14 protein-coding genes are annotated in these 17,076 nt (G+C 72.0%); 8 read left to right on the top strand and 6 right to left on the bottom strand.

Translation table 11 applies throughout. The annotated features are described in order from the left end of the window. Positions 1-5: 5 nt before the first annotated feature. Positions 6-1,703 (bottom strand): phospho-sugar mutase, encoded by a 1,698-nt coding sequence (locus E4V99_RS01680; protein ID WP_135116232.1) that lies wholly within the window; start codon positions 1,701-1,703, stop codon positions 6-8. Then, positions 1,700-2,533 carry a purine-nucleoside phosphorylase gene (locus E4V99_RS01675; protein WP_135064200.1) on the bottom strand — a complete coding sequence of 278 codons (834 nt, stop codon included), beginning with the start codon at positions 2,531-2,533 and terminating at the stop codon, positions 1,700-1,702. Before E4V99_RS01675 ends, E4V99_RS01680 begins: the two co-directional genes overlap by 4 nt. 67 nt (positions 2,534-2,600) lie before the next feature. On the opposite strand from E4V99_RS01675, the gene E4V99_RS01670 reads away from it, so the two are divergent. Further along, a complete protein-coding gene (locus tag E4V99_RS01670) occupies positions 2,601-4,061 on the top strand; it encodes an NAD(P)H-quinone dehydrogenase (protein ID WP_135116230.1) in 1,461 nt (486 codons plus the stop codon). A 50-nt stretch (positions 4,062-4,111) separates the two neighbouring features. Here the strand turns inward: E4V99_RS01670 and E4V99_RS01665 are convergent, their stop codons facing one another. Beyond that, a complete protein-coding gene (locus E4V99_RS01665) occupies positions 4,112-5,878 on the bottom strand; it encodes a biotin carboxylase N-terminal domain-containing protein (protein ID WP_135116228.1) in 1,767 nt (588 codons plus the stop codon). A 78-nt stretch (positions 5,879-5,956) separates the two neighbouring features. Beyond that, complete coding sequence (locus E4V99_RS01660) at positions 5,957-6,613, bottom strand: Maf family protein (RefSeq protein ID WP_135116226.1); 657 nt, start codon at positions 6,611-6,613, stop codon at positions 5,957-5,959. A gap of 36 nt (positions 6,614-6,649) precedes the next feature. On the opposite strand from E4V99_RS01660, the gene E4V99_RS01655 reads away from it, so the two are divergent. From E4V99_RS01655 to E4V99_RS01640, 4 genes are read left to right on the top strand one after another with little or no spacing between them, the layout of a single operon-like run. Then, complete coding sequence (locus tag E4V99_RS01655; RefSeq protein ID WP_135116223.1) at positions 6,650-7,921, top strand: TRAM domain-containing protein; 1,272 nt, start codon at positions 6,650-6,652, stop codon at positions 7,919-7,921. A gap of 19 nt (positions 7,922-7,940) precedes the next feature. After that, on the top strand, positions 7,941-8,609 hold the full coding sequence (locus E4V99_RS01650) for a response regulator transcription factor (protein ID WP_135116221.1): 669 nt from the start codon (positions 7,941-7,943) through the stop codon (positions 8,607-8,609). Beyond that, positions 8,602-9,858: an ATP-binding protein gene (locus tag E4V99_RS01645; RefSeq protein ID WP_135116219.1), complete on the top strand. Its 1,257-nt coding sequence runs from the start codon at positions 8,602-8,604 to the stop codon at positions 9,856-9,858. The genes E4V99_RS01650 and E4V99_RS01645 overlap by 8 nt, the downstream gene beginning before the upstream one ends. Further along, a complete protein-coding gene (locus tag E4V99_RS01640) occupies positions 9,855-10,892 on the top strand; it encodes a hypothetical protein (protein WP_348630726.1) in 1,038 nt (345 codons plus the stop codon). Before E4V99_RS01645 ends, E4V99_RS01640 begins: the two co-directional genes overlap by 4 nt. A 398-nt stretch (positions 10,893-11,290) precedes the next feature. Here the strand turns inward: E4V99_RS01640 and E4V99_RS01635 are convergent, their stop codons facing one another. Continuing rightward, the gene (locus E4V99_RS01635; RefSeq protein WP_135116217.1) at positions 11,291-11,518 is read right to left on the bottom strand and encodes an acyl-CoA carboxylase subunit epsilon; all 228 of its coding nucleotides are present in this window, start codon (positions 11,516-11,518) and stop codon (positions 11,291-11,293) included. Next, positions 11,515-13,104 carry an acyl-CoA carboxylase subunit beta gene (locus tag E4V99_RS01630; protein ID WP_187270392.1) on the bottom strand — a complete coding sequence of 530 codons (1,590 nt, stop codon included), beginning with the start codon at positions 13,102-13,104 and terminating at the stop codon, positions 11,515-11,517. Before E4V99_RS01630 ends, E4V99_RS01635 begins: the two co-directional genes overlap by 4 nt. Before the next feature lie 170 nt (positions 13,105-13,274). Here E4V99_RS01630 and E4V99_RS01625 point away from each other — a divergent pair, with 170 nt between their 5' ends. The 3 genes from E4V99_RS01625 (at position 13,275) to E4V99_RS01615 (ending at position 17,073) form a co-directional block, all read left to right on the top strand. Beyond that, positions 13,275-15,500, top strand: a complete 2,226-nt coding sequence (locus tag E4V99_RS01625) for a serine hydrolase (RefSeq protein ID WP_135116215.1) — start codon at positions 13,275-13,277, stop codon at positions 15,498-15,500. A 175-nt stretch (positions 15,501-15,675) separates the two neighbouring features. Beyond that, positions 15,676-16,470 (top strand): biotin--[acetyl-CoA-carboxylase] ligase, encoded by a 795-nt coding sequence (locus E4V99_RS01620; protein ID WP_135116213.1) that lies wholly within the window; start codon positions 15,676-15,678, stop codon positions 16,468-16,470. Positions 16,471-16,518: 48 nt separating this feature from the next. Further along, the gene (locus E4V99_RS01615) at positions 16,519-17,073 is read left to right on the top strand and encodes a PH domain-containing protein (RefSeq protein WP_135116211.1); all 555 of its coding nucleotides are present in this window, start codon (positions 16,519-16,521) and stop codon (positions 17,071-17,073) included. Positions 17,074-17,076 lie beyond the last annotated feature (3 nt).

The raw sequence follows: 17,076 nt of genomic DNA, 5'->3' as shown, positions 1-17,076 counted from the left end.
AGATCCTACGACGGCGGCCGCTGCCGGCGCTCCTCCAGCAGCGCCCGCGCGCCGTCGGCGAGGGCGGTCAGTCGTGCACCGGCCTCCTCCTCGGACGACCCGTGCACGTCGAGGTACATCTTGAGCTTGGGCTCGGTGCCACTGGGGCGGACGATCAGGCGCGCGCCGTCGTCGAGCCACATGCGCAGCACGTCGCCCGGGGGCAGCCCGTCGACGCCGGTGAGCAGGTCGTCGATGCGTGCGACGGTGCTGTCGCCCACGTGCGCGGGCGGGTCGGCGCGCAGTGACGCCATCATGCCGGTGATCTCCGATACGTCCGAGACCCGGATGGAGATCTGGTCGCTCGCGAACGCGCCGAACTCCTCGCGCAGGTCGTCCAGCTGCCCCTGCAGGTCGGAGCCCTCTGCGCGCGCCCGGGCGGCGAGGTCGAGCAGGGCCACGACGGCGGAGATCCCGTCCTTGTCGCGCACCGTCCCGGGGTTGACGAGGTAGCCGAGGGCCTCCTCGAAGCCGTAGACCATGCCGGGCGCGCGGGAGATCCACTTGAAACCGGTCAGCGTCGCGTGGAAATCCAGCCCGTAGCGCTCGGCGATGGCCTGCAGTCCGGGGGAGGACACCAGCGAGCACGCCAGCGAGGCGCCCGCGGTGCCCGCCGCGGCCCGCGCGGCGCGGCGCCCGAGCAGCAGCCCCACCTCGTTGCCGCTCAGCCGGCGCCAGCCGCCCTCGGCGGAGGCGTCGGGAATGGCGACGGCCATCCGGTCGGCGTCGGGATCGTTGGCCAGGACGAGCTCGGCTCCCGCCGCCCGTGCCGTCTGGAACGCCAGGTCCATCGCACCCGGCTCCTCGGGGTTGGGGAAGGCCACGGTGGGGAACGCTCCATCGGGCTCGATCTGCTCGGCCACGACGGTCGGCTCGGGGTAGCCCGCTGCCGCGAGGATGGCCCGCAGGGTCTCCCACCCCACGCCGTGCATGGCCGTGTACACCCAGTTCAGCCCGGCCGCCCCAGGGGGTGCCGGCGCGACGGCGGCGGTGGCGGCGACGTAAGCGTCGACGACCTCCTCGGCCGCGTTGGCGTACCCCACCGAGCGCGGGATCGCACCGATGTCACCGCGATCGGCGACGGCCTGGATGTGCGCGGCGATCTCGGCGTCGGCGGGGGAGACGATCTGCGCGCCGTCGTCGGCGCCGCCGAGGTACACCTTGTACCCGTTGTCCTGCGGGGGGTTGTGGCTGGCGGTCACCATGACGCCGGCGGCGGCGCCGAGGTGGCGCACGGCGAAGGCGAGCACCGGGGTCGGCAGCATCCGCGGCAGCAGCACGGCGTGCAGGCCCGCACCGGCGAAGATCTCGGCGGAGTCGCGGGCGAACACGTCGGAGTTGCGGCGGCCGTCGTAGCCGACCACCACGACGGGCGTCTCGCCGGGCGCCGACCGCTCGCGGACGTAGGCGGCCAGACCCGCGGCGGCCTGCGCCACGAGCACCCGGTTCATGCGGGTGGGGCCTGCCCCGAGGGCTCCGCGAAGCCCCGCCGTCCCGAACGCCAGCCGGTGCGAGAACCGGTCCACCAGCTCCGAGGCGGCAGCGGCGTCCTCCGCCTCCGCGCGGGTGAGCAGGTCGCTCAGCTCGGCGCGCGTCTGTGGGTCGGGATCCTGAGCGAGCCACGCCCGTGCGGCGGCGAGCGGCTCCTGCGGGACGCCGTTCACAGCGCCTCGATGATGCGGGCGAGCAGGGAGGAGATCACCGGCTCGGCCTCCCGGCCCGCCTCGAGCACCTCTTCGTGGCTGAGAGGCGTGGTCTGGATGCCGGCGGCGAGGTTCGTCACGAGCGACATGCCGAGGATCTCCATGCCGGCCTCGCGCGCGGCGATGGCCTCCAGCGCCGTGGACATGCCCACGATGTGACCGCCGATGGTCTTGGCCATCTGCACCTCGGCGGGCGTTTCGTAGTGCGGCCCGCGGAACTGGCAGTACACCCCCTCGTCGAGGGTGGGATCGATCGTCCGGGCGAGTTCGCGCAGGCGCGGCGAGTACAGGTCGGTGAGGTCGATGAAGGTGGCGCCCTCCAGCGGCGAGGCCGCCGTGAGGTTGATGTGGTCGCTGATGAGCACGGGCTGGCCGGGGCGCCACGTCTCGCGGATGCCGCCGGCGCCGTTGGTGAGCACCATGGTGCCGGCGCCGGTGGCCGCCGCCGTGCGCACGCTGTGCACGACGCGGCGGACCCCGTGGCCCTCGTAGAAGTGCGTGCGGGCGCCGATCACGAGCACGGAGCGGCCCGCGGGCGTGCGGACGCTGCGCAGCGTGCCGACGTGGCCCGCGAGGGCGGGCCTGCTGAAGCCGGTGACCTCGTCGGCGGGGACGGTGGCGACGGTCTCGCCGAGCAGATCGGCGGCCCGGCCCCATCCGCTTCCGAGCGTCACGGCGATGTCGTGGCGCTCGACACCGGTGTGGCGGGCGATGTCGGCGGCGGCGCGTGCGGCGATCTCGAACGGATCGGCGGTGGGGTCGTCGAGGGGGTTCCCCGCTGTGTGTGGCATCCCCCCACTCTAGGAACGAGCGCACCGCTGTGCCACACGGACGGGACGGGGCCGCAGACCAGACAGAATGGATGCCATGTCCCTCAGCTTCGAGCGCACCCAGAGCGTCGCCATCCTCGGTGGCGGACCCGGCGGCTACGAGGCGGCGCTGGCAGCCGCGCAGCTCGGCGCGGAGGTCACCGTCGTCGAACGGCAGGGGATCGGCGGTGCCGCCGTCATCACCGACGTCGTGCCTTCCAAGACCCTCATCGCGACCGCGGACGCCGCCGTCGCCATCGCGGGAGCGAGCGATCTGGGCGTGCAGGTGTTCGCCAAGGACGGCGACGGACGGCCGCTGACGCCGCAGGTGGCGGTGAACATGGCCGCCGTCAACCGGCGCGTGCTCTCCCTGGCACGCCAGCAGTCCGAGGACATGCGGGCGGCGCTCGTGGAGGCCGGCGTGCGTGTCATCTCCGGGCACGGGCGCCTGGACGGCGATTCGGCGGTGATCGTCTCCAACGAGGCCGGCGGCACCGACTTCGACCGCGTCGAGGCCGACACGCTGGTGGTGTCGGTGGGCGCGTCGCCGCGCGAGCTGCCCTCCGCGCGGCCGGACGGAAAACGTATCCTGACGTGGACGCAGCTGTACGACATGCGGGCGCTCCCCAAGCACCTCATCGTCGTGGGATCGGGTGTCACGGGAGCGGAGTTCGCGTCGGCGTACATGAACCTCGGCTCGCAGGTGACGCTGATCTCCAGTCGCGACCAGGTGCTGCCGGGGGAGGACCCGGATGCCGCGGCGGTGCTGGAGAACGTCTTCCGCCGCGGGGGGATGACGGTGCTGTCCAAGTCGCGTGCGCAGAGCGTCGTGAACACCGGCGACGGCGTCGTGGTCACCCTCTCGGACGGCCGCACCGTGGAAGGCAGCCACTGCCTCCTGGCCGTGGGCGCCGTGCCCAACACCGCCGGCATCGGCCTGGAGGAGGCCGGCGTGCAGCTGACCGATTCGGGGCACATCCAGGTCAACCGTGTCGCCCGCACGTCGGTGCCCAACATCTACGCCGCCGGCGACTGCACGACTTTCGTGCCGCTGGCATCGGTGGCCTCGATGCAGGGGCGCACGGCCGTCTTCCACGCGCTGGGCGATGTCGTGATCCCGCTGGAGCACCGCCGGATCGCGGCGAACATCTTCACCGCCCCCGAGATCGCCACCGTCGGGTGGACCGAGCAGGACATCGCCGACGGCCGCATCAACGGCGTCGTGCGCAAGCTGCCGCTCTCGGCCAACCCGCGCGCGAAGATGCAGCGCATCACCGACGGATTCGTCAAGGTCATCGCACGTCAGGGCAGCGGAACGGTCATCGGCGGCGTCATCGTCGCCCCGCGCGCGTCCGAGCTGATCTATCCGCTGGCCATCGCCGTCGAGCGGCGCCTCACGGTCGACCAGGTCTCCCGCGTGTTCGCGGTCTACCCGTCGCTGTCGGGGAGCATCACCGACGCCACGCGGGCGATGCACATCGTCGACCGTCAGGACGCCGAGGAGGTCTGAGCCGCCGCATCCGCGGTCGCGGGCGCCGCGAGGCGGATGTCAGGCGAACGTCAGGCGATCGTCAGCAGGAGGTGACCGGCGGCCACCGTCGTGCCGGGAGCGGCGTCGATCAGGCCGACGATGCCGTCCTTGTGCGCCTGGATGGGCTGCTCCATCTTCATCGCCTCCAGCACCACCACCAGGTCGCCCTGCACGACGGACTGGCCCTCTTCGACGGCGACCTTGACGATCGTGGCCTGCATCGGCGCCTTCACCGCGTCGCCGGTGGCTCCCGTCACGGCGGATGCGGCGTGCGAACGTCGTGACGGCGGCACCGCCGCGGGGCGGCCCGGCGCGTGCGGGGCGGTCGCGATGCGCTCGGGGAGGTTCACCTCGAGGCGCTTGCCCCCGACCTCCACGACGACCGTATGACGCGCCGGCGGGGCCGTGACGGGCTCGGGCTCGCCGTCCCACGGCGGGATGTCGTTGTCGAACTCGGTCTCGATCCAGCGCGTGAACACGCCGAACCGGCCGTCCTCGGCGGTGAAGGCGGGGTCGCGCACGACACGGCGGTGGAAGGGGAGCACGGTGGGGAGCCCGGCGACTTCGAACTCGTCCAGCGCCCGGCGCGCCCGTTCCAGCGCCTGCGCGCGGTCGCGGCCGGTGACGATGATCTTCGCCAGCAGGGAGTCGAACGACCCCGACACGGTGTCACCGGCGGTCACCCCGGAATCCAGTCGGATGCCGGGTCCGCCGAACGTCTTGAAGACGTGGATGGGGCCGGCCTGGGGGAGGAAGCCGCGCCCGGGGTCTTCGCCGTTGATGCGGAACTCGATCGAGTGGCCGACCGGCTGGGGGTCGCCGTAGCCCAGTTCCGCGCCCTCGGCGAGGCGGAACTGCTCGCGCACGAGATCGATGCCGGTGACCTCCTCCGACACGGGGTGCTCGACCTGCAGCCGCGTGTTCACCTCGAGGAAGGAGATCGTGCCGTCGGCGCCGATGAGGAATTCGCACGTGCCGGCGCCGACGTAGCCCACTTCGCGCAGGATCGCCTTGGACGCGGTGTAGAGGATCTCGTTCTGCTCCGCGGTGAGGAACGGCGCGGGGGCCTCCTCGACGAGCTTCTGGTGCCGGCGCTGCAACGAGCAGTCGCGCGTGGAGACGACCACGACGTTGCCCGCCGCATCCGCGAGGCACTGGGTCTCCACGTGCCGCGGGCGGTCGAGGTACTTCTCCACGAAGCACTCGCCGCGCCCGAAGGCGGTGACAGCCTCGCGGGTGGCCGACTCGAACTGCTCGGGCACTTCTTCCAGCGTGCGGGCGACCTTCAGGCCGCGTCCGCCGCCGCCGAAGGCGGCCTTGATGGCGATGGGGAGTCCGACCCGCTCGGCGAAGGCGACGACCTCGTCGGCGCCGGCGACGGGACCGGGCGTGCCGGGGGCGAGCGGAGCACCGACCTTCTCGGCGACATGGCGCGCGGTGACCTTGTCGCCGAGCGCCTCGATGGCCTCCGGCGACGGGCCGATCCAGGTCAGCCCCGCCGCGATGACGGCGCGGGCGAAGCCGGCGTTCTCGGCGAGGAACCCGTAGCCGGGGTGCACGGCGTCGGCGCCGGAGCGCCGCGCGATCGAGAGGATTTTCTCGATCGACAGATAGGTCTCGGCGCTCGTGGCTCCGGAGAGGGCATACGCCTCGTCGGCGAGGCGGGCGTGGAGGGCGTCGCGATCCTGGTCGGCGTACACCGCCACACTGGCGCGACCGGAGTCGCGGGCGGCGCGGATGACTCGGACTGCGATCTCGCCGCGGTTCGCGACCAGCACCTTGGCGATTTCCGGCATGGGTGTCAGCCTACTCACGGCCCGCGGTGCGCTTTTGCGCCACCTGCACAAGAAACGGCGAAGAACGTGTGGGGGAGTCTACGAAGGGGTCGCACGGTTCCACAGCGCGGTCCACTCCCCGCCGAGGTCGCGGATGAGCCCGCGCACCGTGGACAGCGACATCCCGACGACCGTCGAAGGGTCGCCCTCGACCCGCTCGATGAACGCCCCGCCGAGGCTGTCGACGGTGAAGGCGCCCGCGACGTGCAGGGGCTCGCCGGTGGCCACATACGCCGCGATCTCGTCGTCGGTGACGTCGGCGCGGAAGCTCACGGCGGCCTCGGCCGCCGCGTGCGCCTCCGCCGCCGGCGTGTCGGGGGACAGACGGATGACGCTGTGCCCGGAGTGCAGCACGCCCGTGCGGCCCCGCATCGCCTGCCACCGTACGGCCGCCGCATCCGCGGTGTACGGCTTCCCCAGGATCTCGCCGTCGAGCTCGAACATCGAGTCGCCCCCGACGACGAAACCGGCGAAGTCCGGTTCGGTCGCGGCCAGCCGTGCGGCCACGTCGGCCGCCTTGCGCCGGGCGAGCAGCAGCACGTGCTCGGCCGGGGGCAGACGCCGCCCTTCGGTCCGCTCGGTGTCGGCGATCACCGCATCCTCGTCCACGTCGGGCGCGAGCGTCCGCGGCTCGATCCCGGCCTGCCGCAGAAGCTGGAGGCGGGCGGGGGAGGTGGAGGCCAGGCACACGTGCATGCTCACACGGTAGCTGTCGCGTGAAAGGCTGGCGGGATGGAAACCGGAGACCTCGTCGAGCTGGAGATCACCGATGTCGCCCACGGCGGCGTGTTCGTGGCACGCCTGGAGGGTCGTGTCGTCTTCGTCGCGGACGCGATCCCGGGCGAGCGCGTCCGCGCACGCCTGAGCGACACGCGCAAGAAGTCCTTCTGGCGCGCCGAGACGGTCGAGGTGCTGACGTCCTCGCCCCACCGCAGGCCGCACGTGTGGGCCGCGGCCGACGTGACCACGCCGCCGGAGCAGCGCCCCGGTGGGGCCGACTTCGGGCATATCGACCTGCCGCACCAGCGCGAACTGAAGCTGAAGGTGTTCCGCGACGCGCTGGAGCGCATCGGCAAGGTGGATGTGCCGGTCACGATGCAGGAGGCGGTGCCGATCGTCGACGCATCCGGTGCCGTGCTCGCGCAGGAGAGCCCGGATGCCACGCAGTGGCGCACGCGCGTGAGCCTGCACGTGGACGAGGACGGCCGCATCGGCCCGTTCGCCGCGCGCAGCCACCGTGTGATCGAGGTCGACGACCTGCCGCTGGCCACGCCCGCCGTTGCGCGGGCCGCGGCCGGGCTGCGCGGCCAGCGACCAGGACGCGTCGACCTTGTCCAGCCCGCGGATGGCCGCGCGCGGATCCTCCCGCGCCCCGACGGGGAAGCGCCCCCACCGGCGGAGGTGATCCTCGAGCAGGCCGGCGGGCGGGAGTTCCGCGTGGACGCCGGCGGATTCTGGCAGGTGCACCGCCTCGCCGCGCACAGCCTCACCACGATCGTCGCCGAGGAGCTGCGGGCCGTGGCGGCGGTGGACCCCGACGCCGCGCACCTGGACCTGTACGGCGGCGTCGGCCTATTCGCCGCGACGCTCGGCGACCTGGGCGGGCCGGGCACACGGGTGACGTCGGTCGAATCCGATCCGCGCGCCACCGAGCACGCCGGCGAGAACCTTGCCGAGTGGGTCGGCGCGCGCGCGGTGACCGCCCGCGTCGACCGCTTCGTGCGGCAGCTGGCGGCGGAATCCTCGCCGGTGGAGCGCGAGCGGCTCTCGCGCGGAGTCGTCCTGCTCGACCCACCGCGGGCGGGAGCCGGACGCGACGTGGTCGAGGGGATCCTCGCCCTCGCGCCGGCTGCGGTCGTGTACGTCGCGTGCGATCCGGTCGCCCTGGCACGGGATCTGGGGATCTTCCGCGACGCCGGATACCGCGCGCCCCGCCCCGTTCGCGCGGTCGATCTCTTCCCGCATTCGCACCACGTCGAGGCGGTCGCGGTGCTGACCCCGTGACACCGATACCATGACGACTATGACGCGAGTCGCCCTGATCGATGATCACGAGTCGGTGCGGCTCGGGCTCGAAGCCGCGATCGCCCGCGAAGAGAGCATGGTGGTCGCCTTCTCCGGCAGCACCGTGACCGAGTACTTGGTGTGGCGCCGCGAGTCCACGCGCGCGCAGGCACCGGCCGACGTCGTGGTGCTGGACCTTACGCTCGGCGATGGCACCACGGTGTCCGAGAACGTCACCCGCCTGTTCGCCGACGGCTCCAGCGTCATCATCCACAGCGTCGCCGACCGGCCCGCGGCCGTGCGCGAGGCGCTGTCGGCGGGAGCTGCGGGCATCGTCAGCAAGGCCTCCCCCATTCACGAGGTGCTCGGGGCCATCCGCACCGTCGCGCAGGGCGAGCTGCTCAACAACGTCGAGTGGGCCAGCGCCGTGGAAGCGGACCGGGAGTTCGCCGACGCGCAGCTGTCAGCGCGCGAACGCGAGGTCCTGCGCCTGTACGCCGCGGGCCTGCCGCTGAAAGCCGTGGCCGACCGGCTCGGCGTGGCCTATTCCACCGCCAAGGAGAACATCACCCGCGTGCGCGTGAAGTACGTCGAGGTCGGCCGCCCGGCCCCCACGAAGATCGACCTGCTGCGCCGCGCGATGGAGGACGGCATCCTGCAGCGCCCCGAGGGCGAACTCGATGGTTGAGGCCGGCAGGTCGGTGCTGGAAGCGGCCTGGGGGCGCCTGCCGAACTCGCGGGAGGCCACCGAGAACCTCGGTTCGTTCACCCGCGCGCGCATCGAACGCGTCATCACGCTGCTGGTCGGCCCGGGCTCCCTGATCCTGGGGGCGCAGGCCGTCTTCGCCTCGTTCGGCCCCGGCGACGAGCGCCCCGGCTGGCATCTGCCCATGGTGCTCGCCGTCTTCGTGCCGCTGACGGCCATGGTCATCGCGTGTGTGGCAGGGCGGTTCCCGCGCCTGTTCAGCGGACTGTTCGCGATCATCTACGTCATCGCCCTCGCGGTGTGGCCGTTCGCGACCGCCGGGGGCGCGCGGCCGGTTCCCACCGAGGAACCGTGGATCTTCTACCTCATCAACGTCGCCACCGTCGCCACGATCGTCGCCTTCCCCCTCGCGCTGCAGATCGTCTGGACCGTGCTCACGCCGCTGCTGTTCGGCTTCGTGCGTCTGGTGCAGGCGGGCTTCGACGAGCGGTTCTTCCTGCCGGTGGGCCTGGACGTCTCGTTCGCGCTGATCCTCGGCAGCGTCGTGGTGGTGCTGGGGTGGACCTACCGCTCCGTGGCGGCCAACGTCGACGAGACGCGGGCGCGCGCGGTGGCCAGCTACGCCGCGGCTGCGGCGGCGGCGGCGACCGAAGGGGAGCGGGTGGCCGTGGCGGCCCTCATGCACGACAGCGTCCTGGGGGCGCTCCTCGCCGCCGAGCGGGCTACGACGCCCCGCGAGCGGACCCTTGCCGTCAGCATGGCGCGGGAGGCGCTCACCCGACTCGCCAATGCCGAGAAAAACCCCTGGGAGGGCAGCGACGAGCCGGTCGACGCCGACCGGCTGGCCGACGACCTGGAAAGCGGTGCGCGGGAGATGGGCGTGCAGCTGCAGGTGGCCCGATCGATCGATCCCGAGGCGCCCCGCGTCCCCGGGCGGGTGGCGCGCGCTCTCGTCCTGGCGGCGCTGCAGGCCGTGGCCAACGCCGTCCAGCACGCCAACGCGCAGGGCCTGGCCGTGCAGCTGCGCGGACGCGCCGAACCCGGCGGCGTCGTCGTGCGCGTGCGCGATGCCGGCGACGGATTCGACGTCGACCAGATTCCGGAGGATCGCCTCGGCATCCGCGGCTCGATCCTCGCGCGCGTGACGGCCGTGGGCGGACGCACCGAGATCGAGTCCGGCTCGAACGGGACGACCATCACCCTCGAGTGGGACAGCGGGGACCGCTGGTGAGCGTTCGCACGATCGTTTCCGTCCTGGCCGTGGCCTTCACCGCCTACCTGGCCGCGCGGGGGTTCTGGTGGGGCACGGGCGAGGTCGACCATCCGGTGGTCATCTACCTCGCGCTGCCGCTGTACCTGGTCGTGACGTGGCTGACGGTGTTCTGGGGCGTGGGCTCGAGCTCGGCGGCACCGGCAGCCACCCCGTCCACCCGCAAGGGCGGGCTGCCCCTGTGGGCGTGCGCGCTGGCGCTGGCCGTGGCCGTGCTCGTCCCCAACGCGATCCTCTTCGCCGTGGCCCCCGGCTCGCGCACGCAGCCGTTCGCGACGTGGGTGATCGGTGGCATCGGGGCGCTCATGACCATCATCATGGTGCGCCGCCGGCCGTTCTTCGCGTGGGCGGGCCTCATCCTCGCCGGGGTGTCGATCTCCCTGTGGATCGGGCCCCTCTCCGCCCTCGCTCTCGGGCTCGTCGGCTCCATCGTCTGGGTCGCCGCGGCCCAGCTGCTGATGTTCGCGCTGGACAACGCCGCGCGCGACACGGTGCGTCTGGCGGAGCTGCAGCAGACGGCATCCGCATGGCAGGCCTCGCAGTCGGGGCGGCAGCGCGAGCGACGCGTGCAGGTGCAGCGCGCCCTGCAGACGGCGGGGCCGATCCTCGGGCGCACGATCGAGACCGGCGGCAACCTGCGGCCCGCCGAGCGCCTGGAGGCGCGCCTGGCCGAGGGGCGCCTGCGCGACGAGCTGCGCGGTCCGCGCCTGCTCGACGACGTCGTGCGCGAGCAGCTGGAGGCCGCCCGCCGCCGCGGCATCGCCGTGACGATGCTCGACGAGGGCGGCCTGGAAGACCTCGCCGAGCCGGAGCTGGCGGCCATCAGGGCCGAGCTGGCTGAGATCCTGCGCTCGGCGTCGTCGACGCGGCTGATCATCCGCACATCGCCGCACGAGGAGGTCGCCGTGACCATCGTGGGCCGCTCAGGTGAGGGCGACCGCCTGTCGGACGAAGACAGCGTCGAACTCTGGCACGAGATCTCCCGCACCCACTGAGCCGCCGGCAGAGTGCGCGCGCCGTATCTGCCGCACGGCGAAAGTGCATCGTCTCGCCGAAAGTGCACCGGATCCGGTGCACTCTCGCCGAGGTGATGCACTCTCGGGGGCGCGGACGGGGCTGGCCCACCCGACTCACCGATCCGGCCGGGGGAGGTTCCGGATCGGTGAGTCGGGGGGAGGCGAGGGGCGGCGAAGCCGCCCGCCCCTCGCCCTGGCGAGCGGTTACCCGAAAACCGCCCGCGAGATCGAAACCGGCTGAAGAGCGGTTCCGACCGAACGCGTGATGCGTTCCAGCTCATTCAGTATGCGACGGGCGCAAGCCCCCCGTCTGTAGGCATTTCGGGGGACAGGCCGCGGGACCTTCGGGGGACACGCCGGGACCTTCGGGGGACACCTCAGCCGGAGAATCCGCCCCATCCGGCCTCGCGGGACAGGGTCGCACGCGCTGCCCTGGCGGAGAGCCGCCACCGCGACCGCGCCCGGGATGCGGGGGCCGTGGCCTGGGCCGACTCCTCCGTGTACGCCTCGCTCACGACGGCGAGCAGGGCGGCGAGCTCGTCCTCGGTCGGGTTTCCCCGGCGCACGTCGAGCGACACGGGGGCGTCGGCGGGATCGGGGGTCACAGCGGGATGTTCCCGTGCTTCTTGGCGGGCAGGCTCGCCCGCTTGCCGCGCAGCGCCCGCAGCGCCTTCGCGATGGCCACGCGTGTCTGGGCCGGCTCGATGATGCCGTCCAGTTCGCCGCGTTCGGCGGCGAGGAACGGGGAGGCGACGCTGTAGGTGTATTCGCTGGCCAGGCGCGCGCGGACGGCCGCGACGTCTTCGCCGGACTCCTCGGCGCGCTTGATCTCACCGCGGTAGAGGATGTTGACCGCCCCCTGACCGCCCATGACGGCGATCTCCGCGGTCGGCCATGCGAGATTGATGTCGGCGCCGAGCTGCTTGGAGCCCATCACGATGTAGGCGCCGCCGTAGGCCTTGCGGAGGATCACCGTGACCAGGGGCACCGTTGCCTCGGCGTAGGCGTACAGGAGCTTCGCGCCGCGGCGGATGACGCCCGTCCACTCCTGGTCGGTGCCGGGGAGGTAGCCCGGCACGTCGACCAGCGTGACGATGGGGATGGAGAAGGCATCGCAGAAGCGCACGAACCGGCTGGCCTTCTCGCCCGCGTCGATGTTGAGCGTGCCGGCCATCTGCGACGGCTGGTTGGCGATGATGCCGACCGTGCGGCCCTCGATGCGCCCGAACCCGATCACGATGTTCGGCGCGAACAGCGGCTGGACCTCGAGGAAGTCGCCGTCGTCCACGACGTGGGAGATGACGCTGTGGATGTCGTAGGGCTGGTTGGGGGAGTCGGGGATGACGGTGTTGAGGAAGCGATCCGCATCCGTCGTTTCGAACTCGAACGCCGTCTCGTAGACGGGGATCTCGTCGAGGTTGTTGTCGGGCAGGAACCCCAGCAGCGTGCGGGCGTAATCCAGCGCGTCGTCCTCGTCCTCGGCGAGGTAGTGCGCCACGCCCGAGCGGGTGTTGTGCGTGTACGCGCCGCCGAGCTCCTCCATGCCGACGTCCTCGCCGGTGACGGTCTTGATCACGTCGGGGCCGGTGACGAACATCTGGCTGGTCTTGTCCACCATGATCACGAAGTCGGTGAGGGCGGGGGAGTAGACCGCACCGCCGGCGGCGGGACCCATGATGATCGAGATCTGCGGGATGACCCCGGAGGCGGCGGTGTTCAGGCGGAAGATCTCGCCGTACTTGCCGAGGGCGACCACGCCCTCCTGGATGCGGGCGCCACCGGAATCGAGGATGCCGATGATCGGGATGCCGCCGCGCAGGGCGAACTCCATGACCTTGATGATCTTGTCGCCGGCGACCTCGCCGAGCGATCCGCCGAAGGTGGAGAAGTCCTGCGCGTACACCGCGACGGTGCGGCCGTGGATGGTGCCGGTGCCGGTGACGACAGAGTCGCCGTACGGGCGCGCGCGGTCCATCCCGAACGCCGTCGTGCGGTGGCGGACGTACTCGTCCAGTTCGACGAAGGATCCCGGGTCCACGAGCAGTTCGATGCGCTCGCGCGCCGTGAGCTTGCCCTTCGCGTGCTGCTTCGCACGCGCGGCCTCCTCGGGATCGACCACCGCGGCCTGATACCTGCTGCGCAGGTCGGCGATCTTGCCGGCGGTGGTGGAGAGATCGGGCTGCTCGGTCACGCGTTCCACCCTATCGGCGGGGTGCTCCGCGGCGTTGGAGGGTGCGCACAAGGCATCACCGCATCCGCTGTGCGCTCCAATCCATCGGGCGCCGGATCGGGCGCCGTTCTTCATAATCGGCGCGTGGCGGTCCCGCGCGCGGATCGCGATCGCAGTATCGTCCTGCCACGGTGACTCACAGATCCCCCCTCCGCAGGTCCCACGTCGCACGAGCTTCGGCGCTCGTGCTGGCAGTGGTGTGCGTCCTCGCGTCGTCGTTGACGACGTCGTCCGGCGCCGTGGCGGCACCGACGCCCGAGACCACCGTGTCGCCGCCGTCCCCGTCCCCGTCAGCCACCGGGGAGGAGCCCGCGCCGCCGCCGTCTCCCGAGCCCCCTGCGCCCGCGGACGTCGAAGACCGCGCGCAGCCCGCGACTCCTTCGCCGACTCCGAGCCAGAATCCGCTGGCGCCCGACCGGGTGACGCCGCCCACCGACGAGGTCCCCGACGACCGCCCCACGCCCGTGGAGCCGGAGCCGCGCAGCGCTCCGAGGGCCGTCGTGCCGCAGGATGAGGCGGCCGTTCCCAACGCCTCGCGGGTGTCGGGGCACGATCGCTTCGACACGAGCGTGGCGGCATCCCGCAACGCCTTCCCGAGCGGAGCGGCGACGATCCTCATCACGTCGGGCAACGCGCCGGCCGACGCGATCGTGGCCGCGGGCCTGGCGGCGCGCCTGCAGGCTCCCCTGCTGTACGTGCGCGCGAGCTCGATACCGCCGTCCATCGGCGCCGAGATCCAACGTCTCGGCCCGGAGCAGATCGTCGTGGTGGGGGGACCGGGTGTGGTGGCCGATGAGGTCCTCACGCAGTTGCAGCGGTCCGCCCCTGACGTGCGCAGGTACGGCGGCGGCGACCGGTACGAGAGCTCGCGCATCGCGTTGACCAGCGGTGCGGACACGATCGACACTGTGTACCTCGCCGGCGGGCTGTCCAACGTCGACTCCGCCTTGGCATCGGTCACCGCCGCATCGAACGCCCGCGGGGTGCTCCTCGTGCGAGGAACGCACGCCGTGGACGAACCGACGGTGACGGCACTCCGCTCGATCGGGGCGAGCAGGACTGTCATCGTCGGCGGCCTCGGTACCGTCAGCGCGCAGCACGAGGAGTCGCTGCGTGCGGCGGGGTTCACGGTCTCACGGCTCGTGGCCCCGAACCGTTATGCGCAGTCCATCCTCATGGCCGGTCAGCGCACCGCACCGGCCCAGCGGGCGATCGTCGTCAACTCCTTCACCGACGCCGACTTGGCCGTCGCGGCTGCCCTGGCCGCTGCCAGCGCGCAGCCCCTCTACTACGCGACCGAACCGTGCACGCCCGACGGTGTCGCCGCCGACATCAGCGCCCGTGGAGTCGGGGTCACGGCGGTGGGCGGACCGGCATGGCTCGGTCCGGCGGTCCTGGTGAACCGGAGCTGCTCGGCAGAGAAGGATCTTCGGCAGCGGAACCTCAATGCCGCCATCCGGGCCACGGCGGCACAGTATGCCGGTTCTTTCTCCGTGTCGGTTCGTCAGATGGACGGGCTCGGGGTCGTGACAGATGTGAATGGTGGGGTGCTCCGCGAACCGGCCAGCATGATGAAGCTGTATGCGGCATGGGCGGTGCTGCACAAGATCGAGCGCGGGGAAGCGTCCTGGGGGACGATGCTCCCGTCAGGTCTGGATCTCTCCACGTGCGTCTACGTGATGATCCACGCCTCGGACAACGGATGCCATTCCGACATCGTCCACTGGATCGGCATCGGAAACCTGAACGCGTTCATCCGCGCTTCGGGATGGGGTCAGACGACCTACGGGAGCGTGCCCTACGGCACCAGTGTGCTCTATGCGGGCAACCGGACCACGACGAACGACCTGGTGCTCCTGCTCGACCGGCTCCACGGCGCGAAGATGATCTCCCGCCCGTACGCGGATCACCTCCTCACCCTGATGTCGGCACAGATCTGGCGCTCCCGGATCGCGTCGGGCATCCCCCCGGGCGTCCGCCAGGCCACCAAACCCGGCGCGCTGTGGATCGACTCCGGTCTGCTGCAGGGCGACAGTGGAGTCGTCTGGGGAACCAAGTCGACCTATGTCATCTCGATCGTCGGCGATCAGGCACCGCCACAGGCGGCGCTGAGGGCGATCTCGCGTACCGTCTACGAATTCTTCAACGGGTCCTTCGGAACAGCCGCGTGGTATCCCGTCGAGCAGATGGTGACGGTGCGTGCGACGGCGCTGCGCACGTCCCCAGCGGGGGCGATGACAGTCGTCGTGCCTGCGGGCGTGCCGATCGAAGTCCTCGACGCGGATCGCAACTGGTACAAGGTCCGTTACGGGAACCGGCAGCTCTGGACTGTGGTCAACGACCTCCGCAACCGCTGAGACCTCGCACGGCGGCGCCGCCCCGCGCCGCCGTGCCCGGATCAGGAGGAACGCCGAGATCAGGATGCCGCGCGGCCTTTTCGTCCTGATTCCGGAGAATCTCCTGATTTCGGAGGATGGGCGCCGCCGCTGTCAAGGCCGGACGACGAGCCAGGCCCCGGCCTAGGGTGGGGCCATGCCGATCCCCGAAGAGGGCTACCCGCTCGCCGCCGCCGTCAGCCCGCGTGTCCAGGTCGTGGAGACCACCGACTCCACCAACGCCGATGTGCTCGCCGCCGCCGAGGAGGACCCCGCCGGCTGGCCGCACCTGTCGATGCTCGTCACCCACGACCAGCGCGCCGGACGCGGCCGCCTCGATCGCGCCTGGACCGCCGCCCCCGGGACGGCGCTCGCCCTGTCGGTGCTCGTGCGCGTCCCGGGGCTCCCCGCGCACGCACGCGGGTGGATCCCGCTGGCCGCGGGTGCTGCCATGACGCGGGCCGTGGCGGCGCAACTGGCCGGCACCGGCAACACCGCGGCGCTGAAGTGGCCGAACGACGTGCTCGTTGACGGCGGCAAGATCTGCGGCATCCTCGCCGAGGTCGTCCCCGGCGACACCGACGCCATCGTGGTGGGCGCCGGCGTCAACACGCGGATGACCCGCGCCGATCTCCCCGTCGCCACCGCGGTCTCCTTCGCCTCGCTGGGACTGGAATGCGACGACGACCGGCTGCTCGCCGACTACCTGCGCGCCCTCGACGAGCACGTGCAGGCGCTGCTGTCCTCCCACGGCGACGCCGCCGCATCCGGCGTCCTCGGCGAAGTGGAGGCGCTGTGCGCGACCCTCGGCAGCGACGTGCGGGTCTCGCTGCCGGACGGGACCACGCTCGCGGGGCGCGGCCAGCGCATCGACGGCGACGGCCGGCTCGTGGTCGCGACAGGGCTCGAGGAGATCCCGGTATCGGCCGGAGACGTCGTCCACGTGCGCTGATCCGCGTGGGAGCGCCGCGATGTCGGCGCCCGGCGCCACAATAGGAGCGTGACCTCTCCGACGACGTACGGGGGGCGGCCTCTCACCCCCGCCCCGGGTGTGCCCACGCCCGAGCTGCGCGTCGCCCGTTTCCGCCCGCACGCGCGCCGGCTGTTCTGGTCGGCCCTCCTGGTCATCGCCGCCGCCGGTGCCGTCGGCTACTTCTACGGCAATCTCCCAGCGCCGTTCGAGGACTGGATGCTGCTGACCGCGGCCGCCGCCGCCGTCCTCCTCCTCGCCGTGCTGCCGTGGGCAACGTGGTGGGCGCACACCTACACGATCACGACGCGGCGCGTCATCGAACGGTCCGGGCTGTTCGGCACGCAGCGCACGGAGCTGCCGCACATGCGCGGGTACACGATCCAGGTGCGCCGCGGGCCGCTGCAGCGGCTCTGGGGAGCGGGCACGCTGATCCTCTCCAACGGCGTGGATGCGCCGATGCGCCTGCGCAACGTGCCGAGTGTCGAGCTCGTCCACGAAGTGCTCGTCGATCAGGTCGAGGTGAACCAGATCCTCGCCCACCGCGACGCTCAGCCGGCGACCGTCCCCACCGCGCAGATGTGACCG

The organism is Microbacterium sp. dk485, from assembly GCF_004570445.1.
Taxonomy (GTDB): domain Bacteria; phylum Actinomycetota; class Actinomycetes; order Actinomycetales; family Microbacteriaceae; genus Microbacterium; species Microbacterium wangchenii.
The sequence above is the reverse complement of the archived record's forward strand: the minus strand, read 5'-3'. Positions and strand labels throughout refer to the sequence as shown.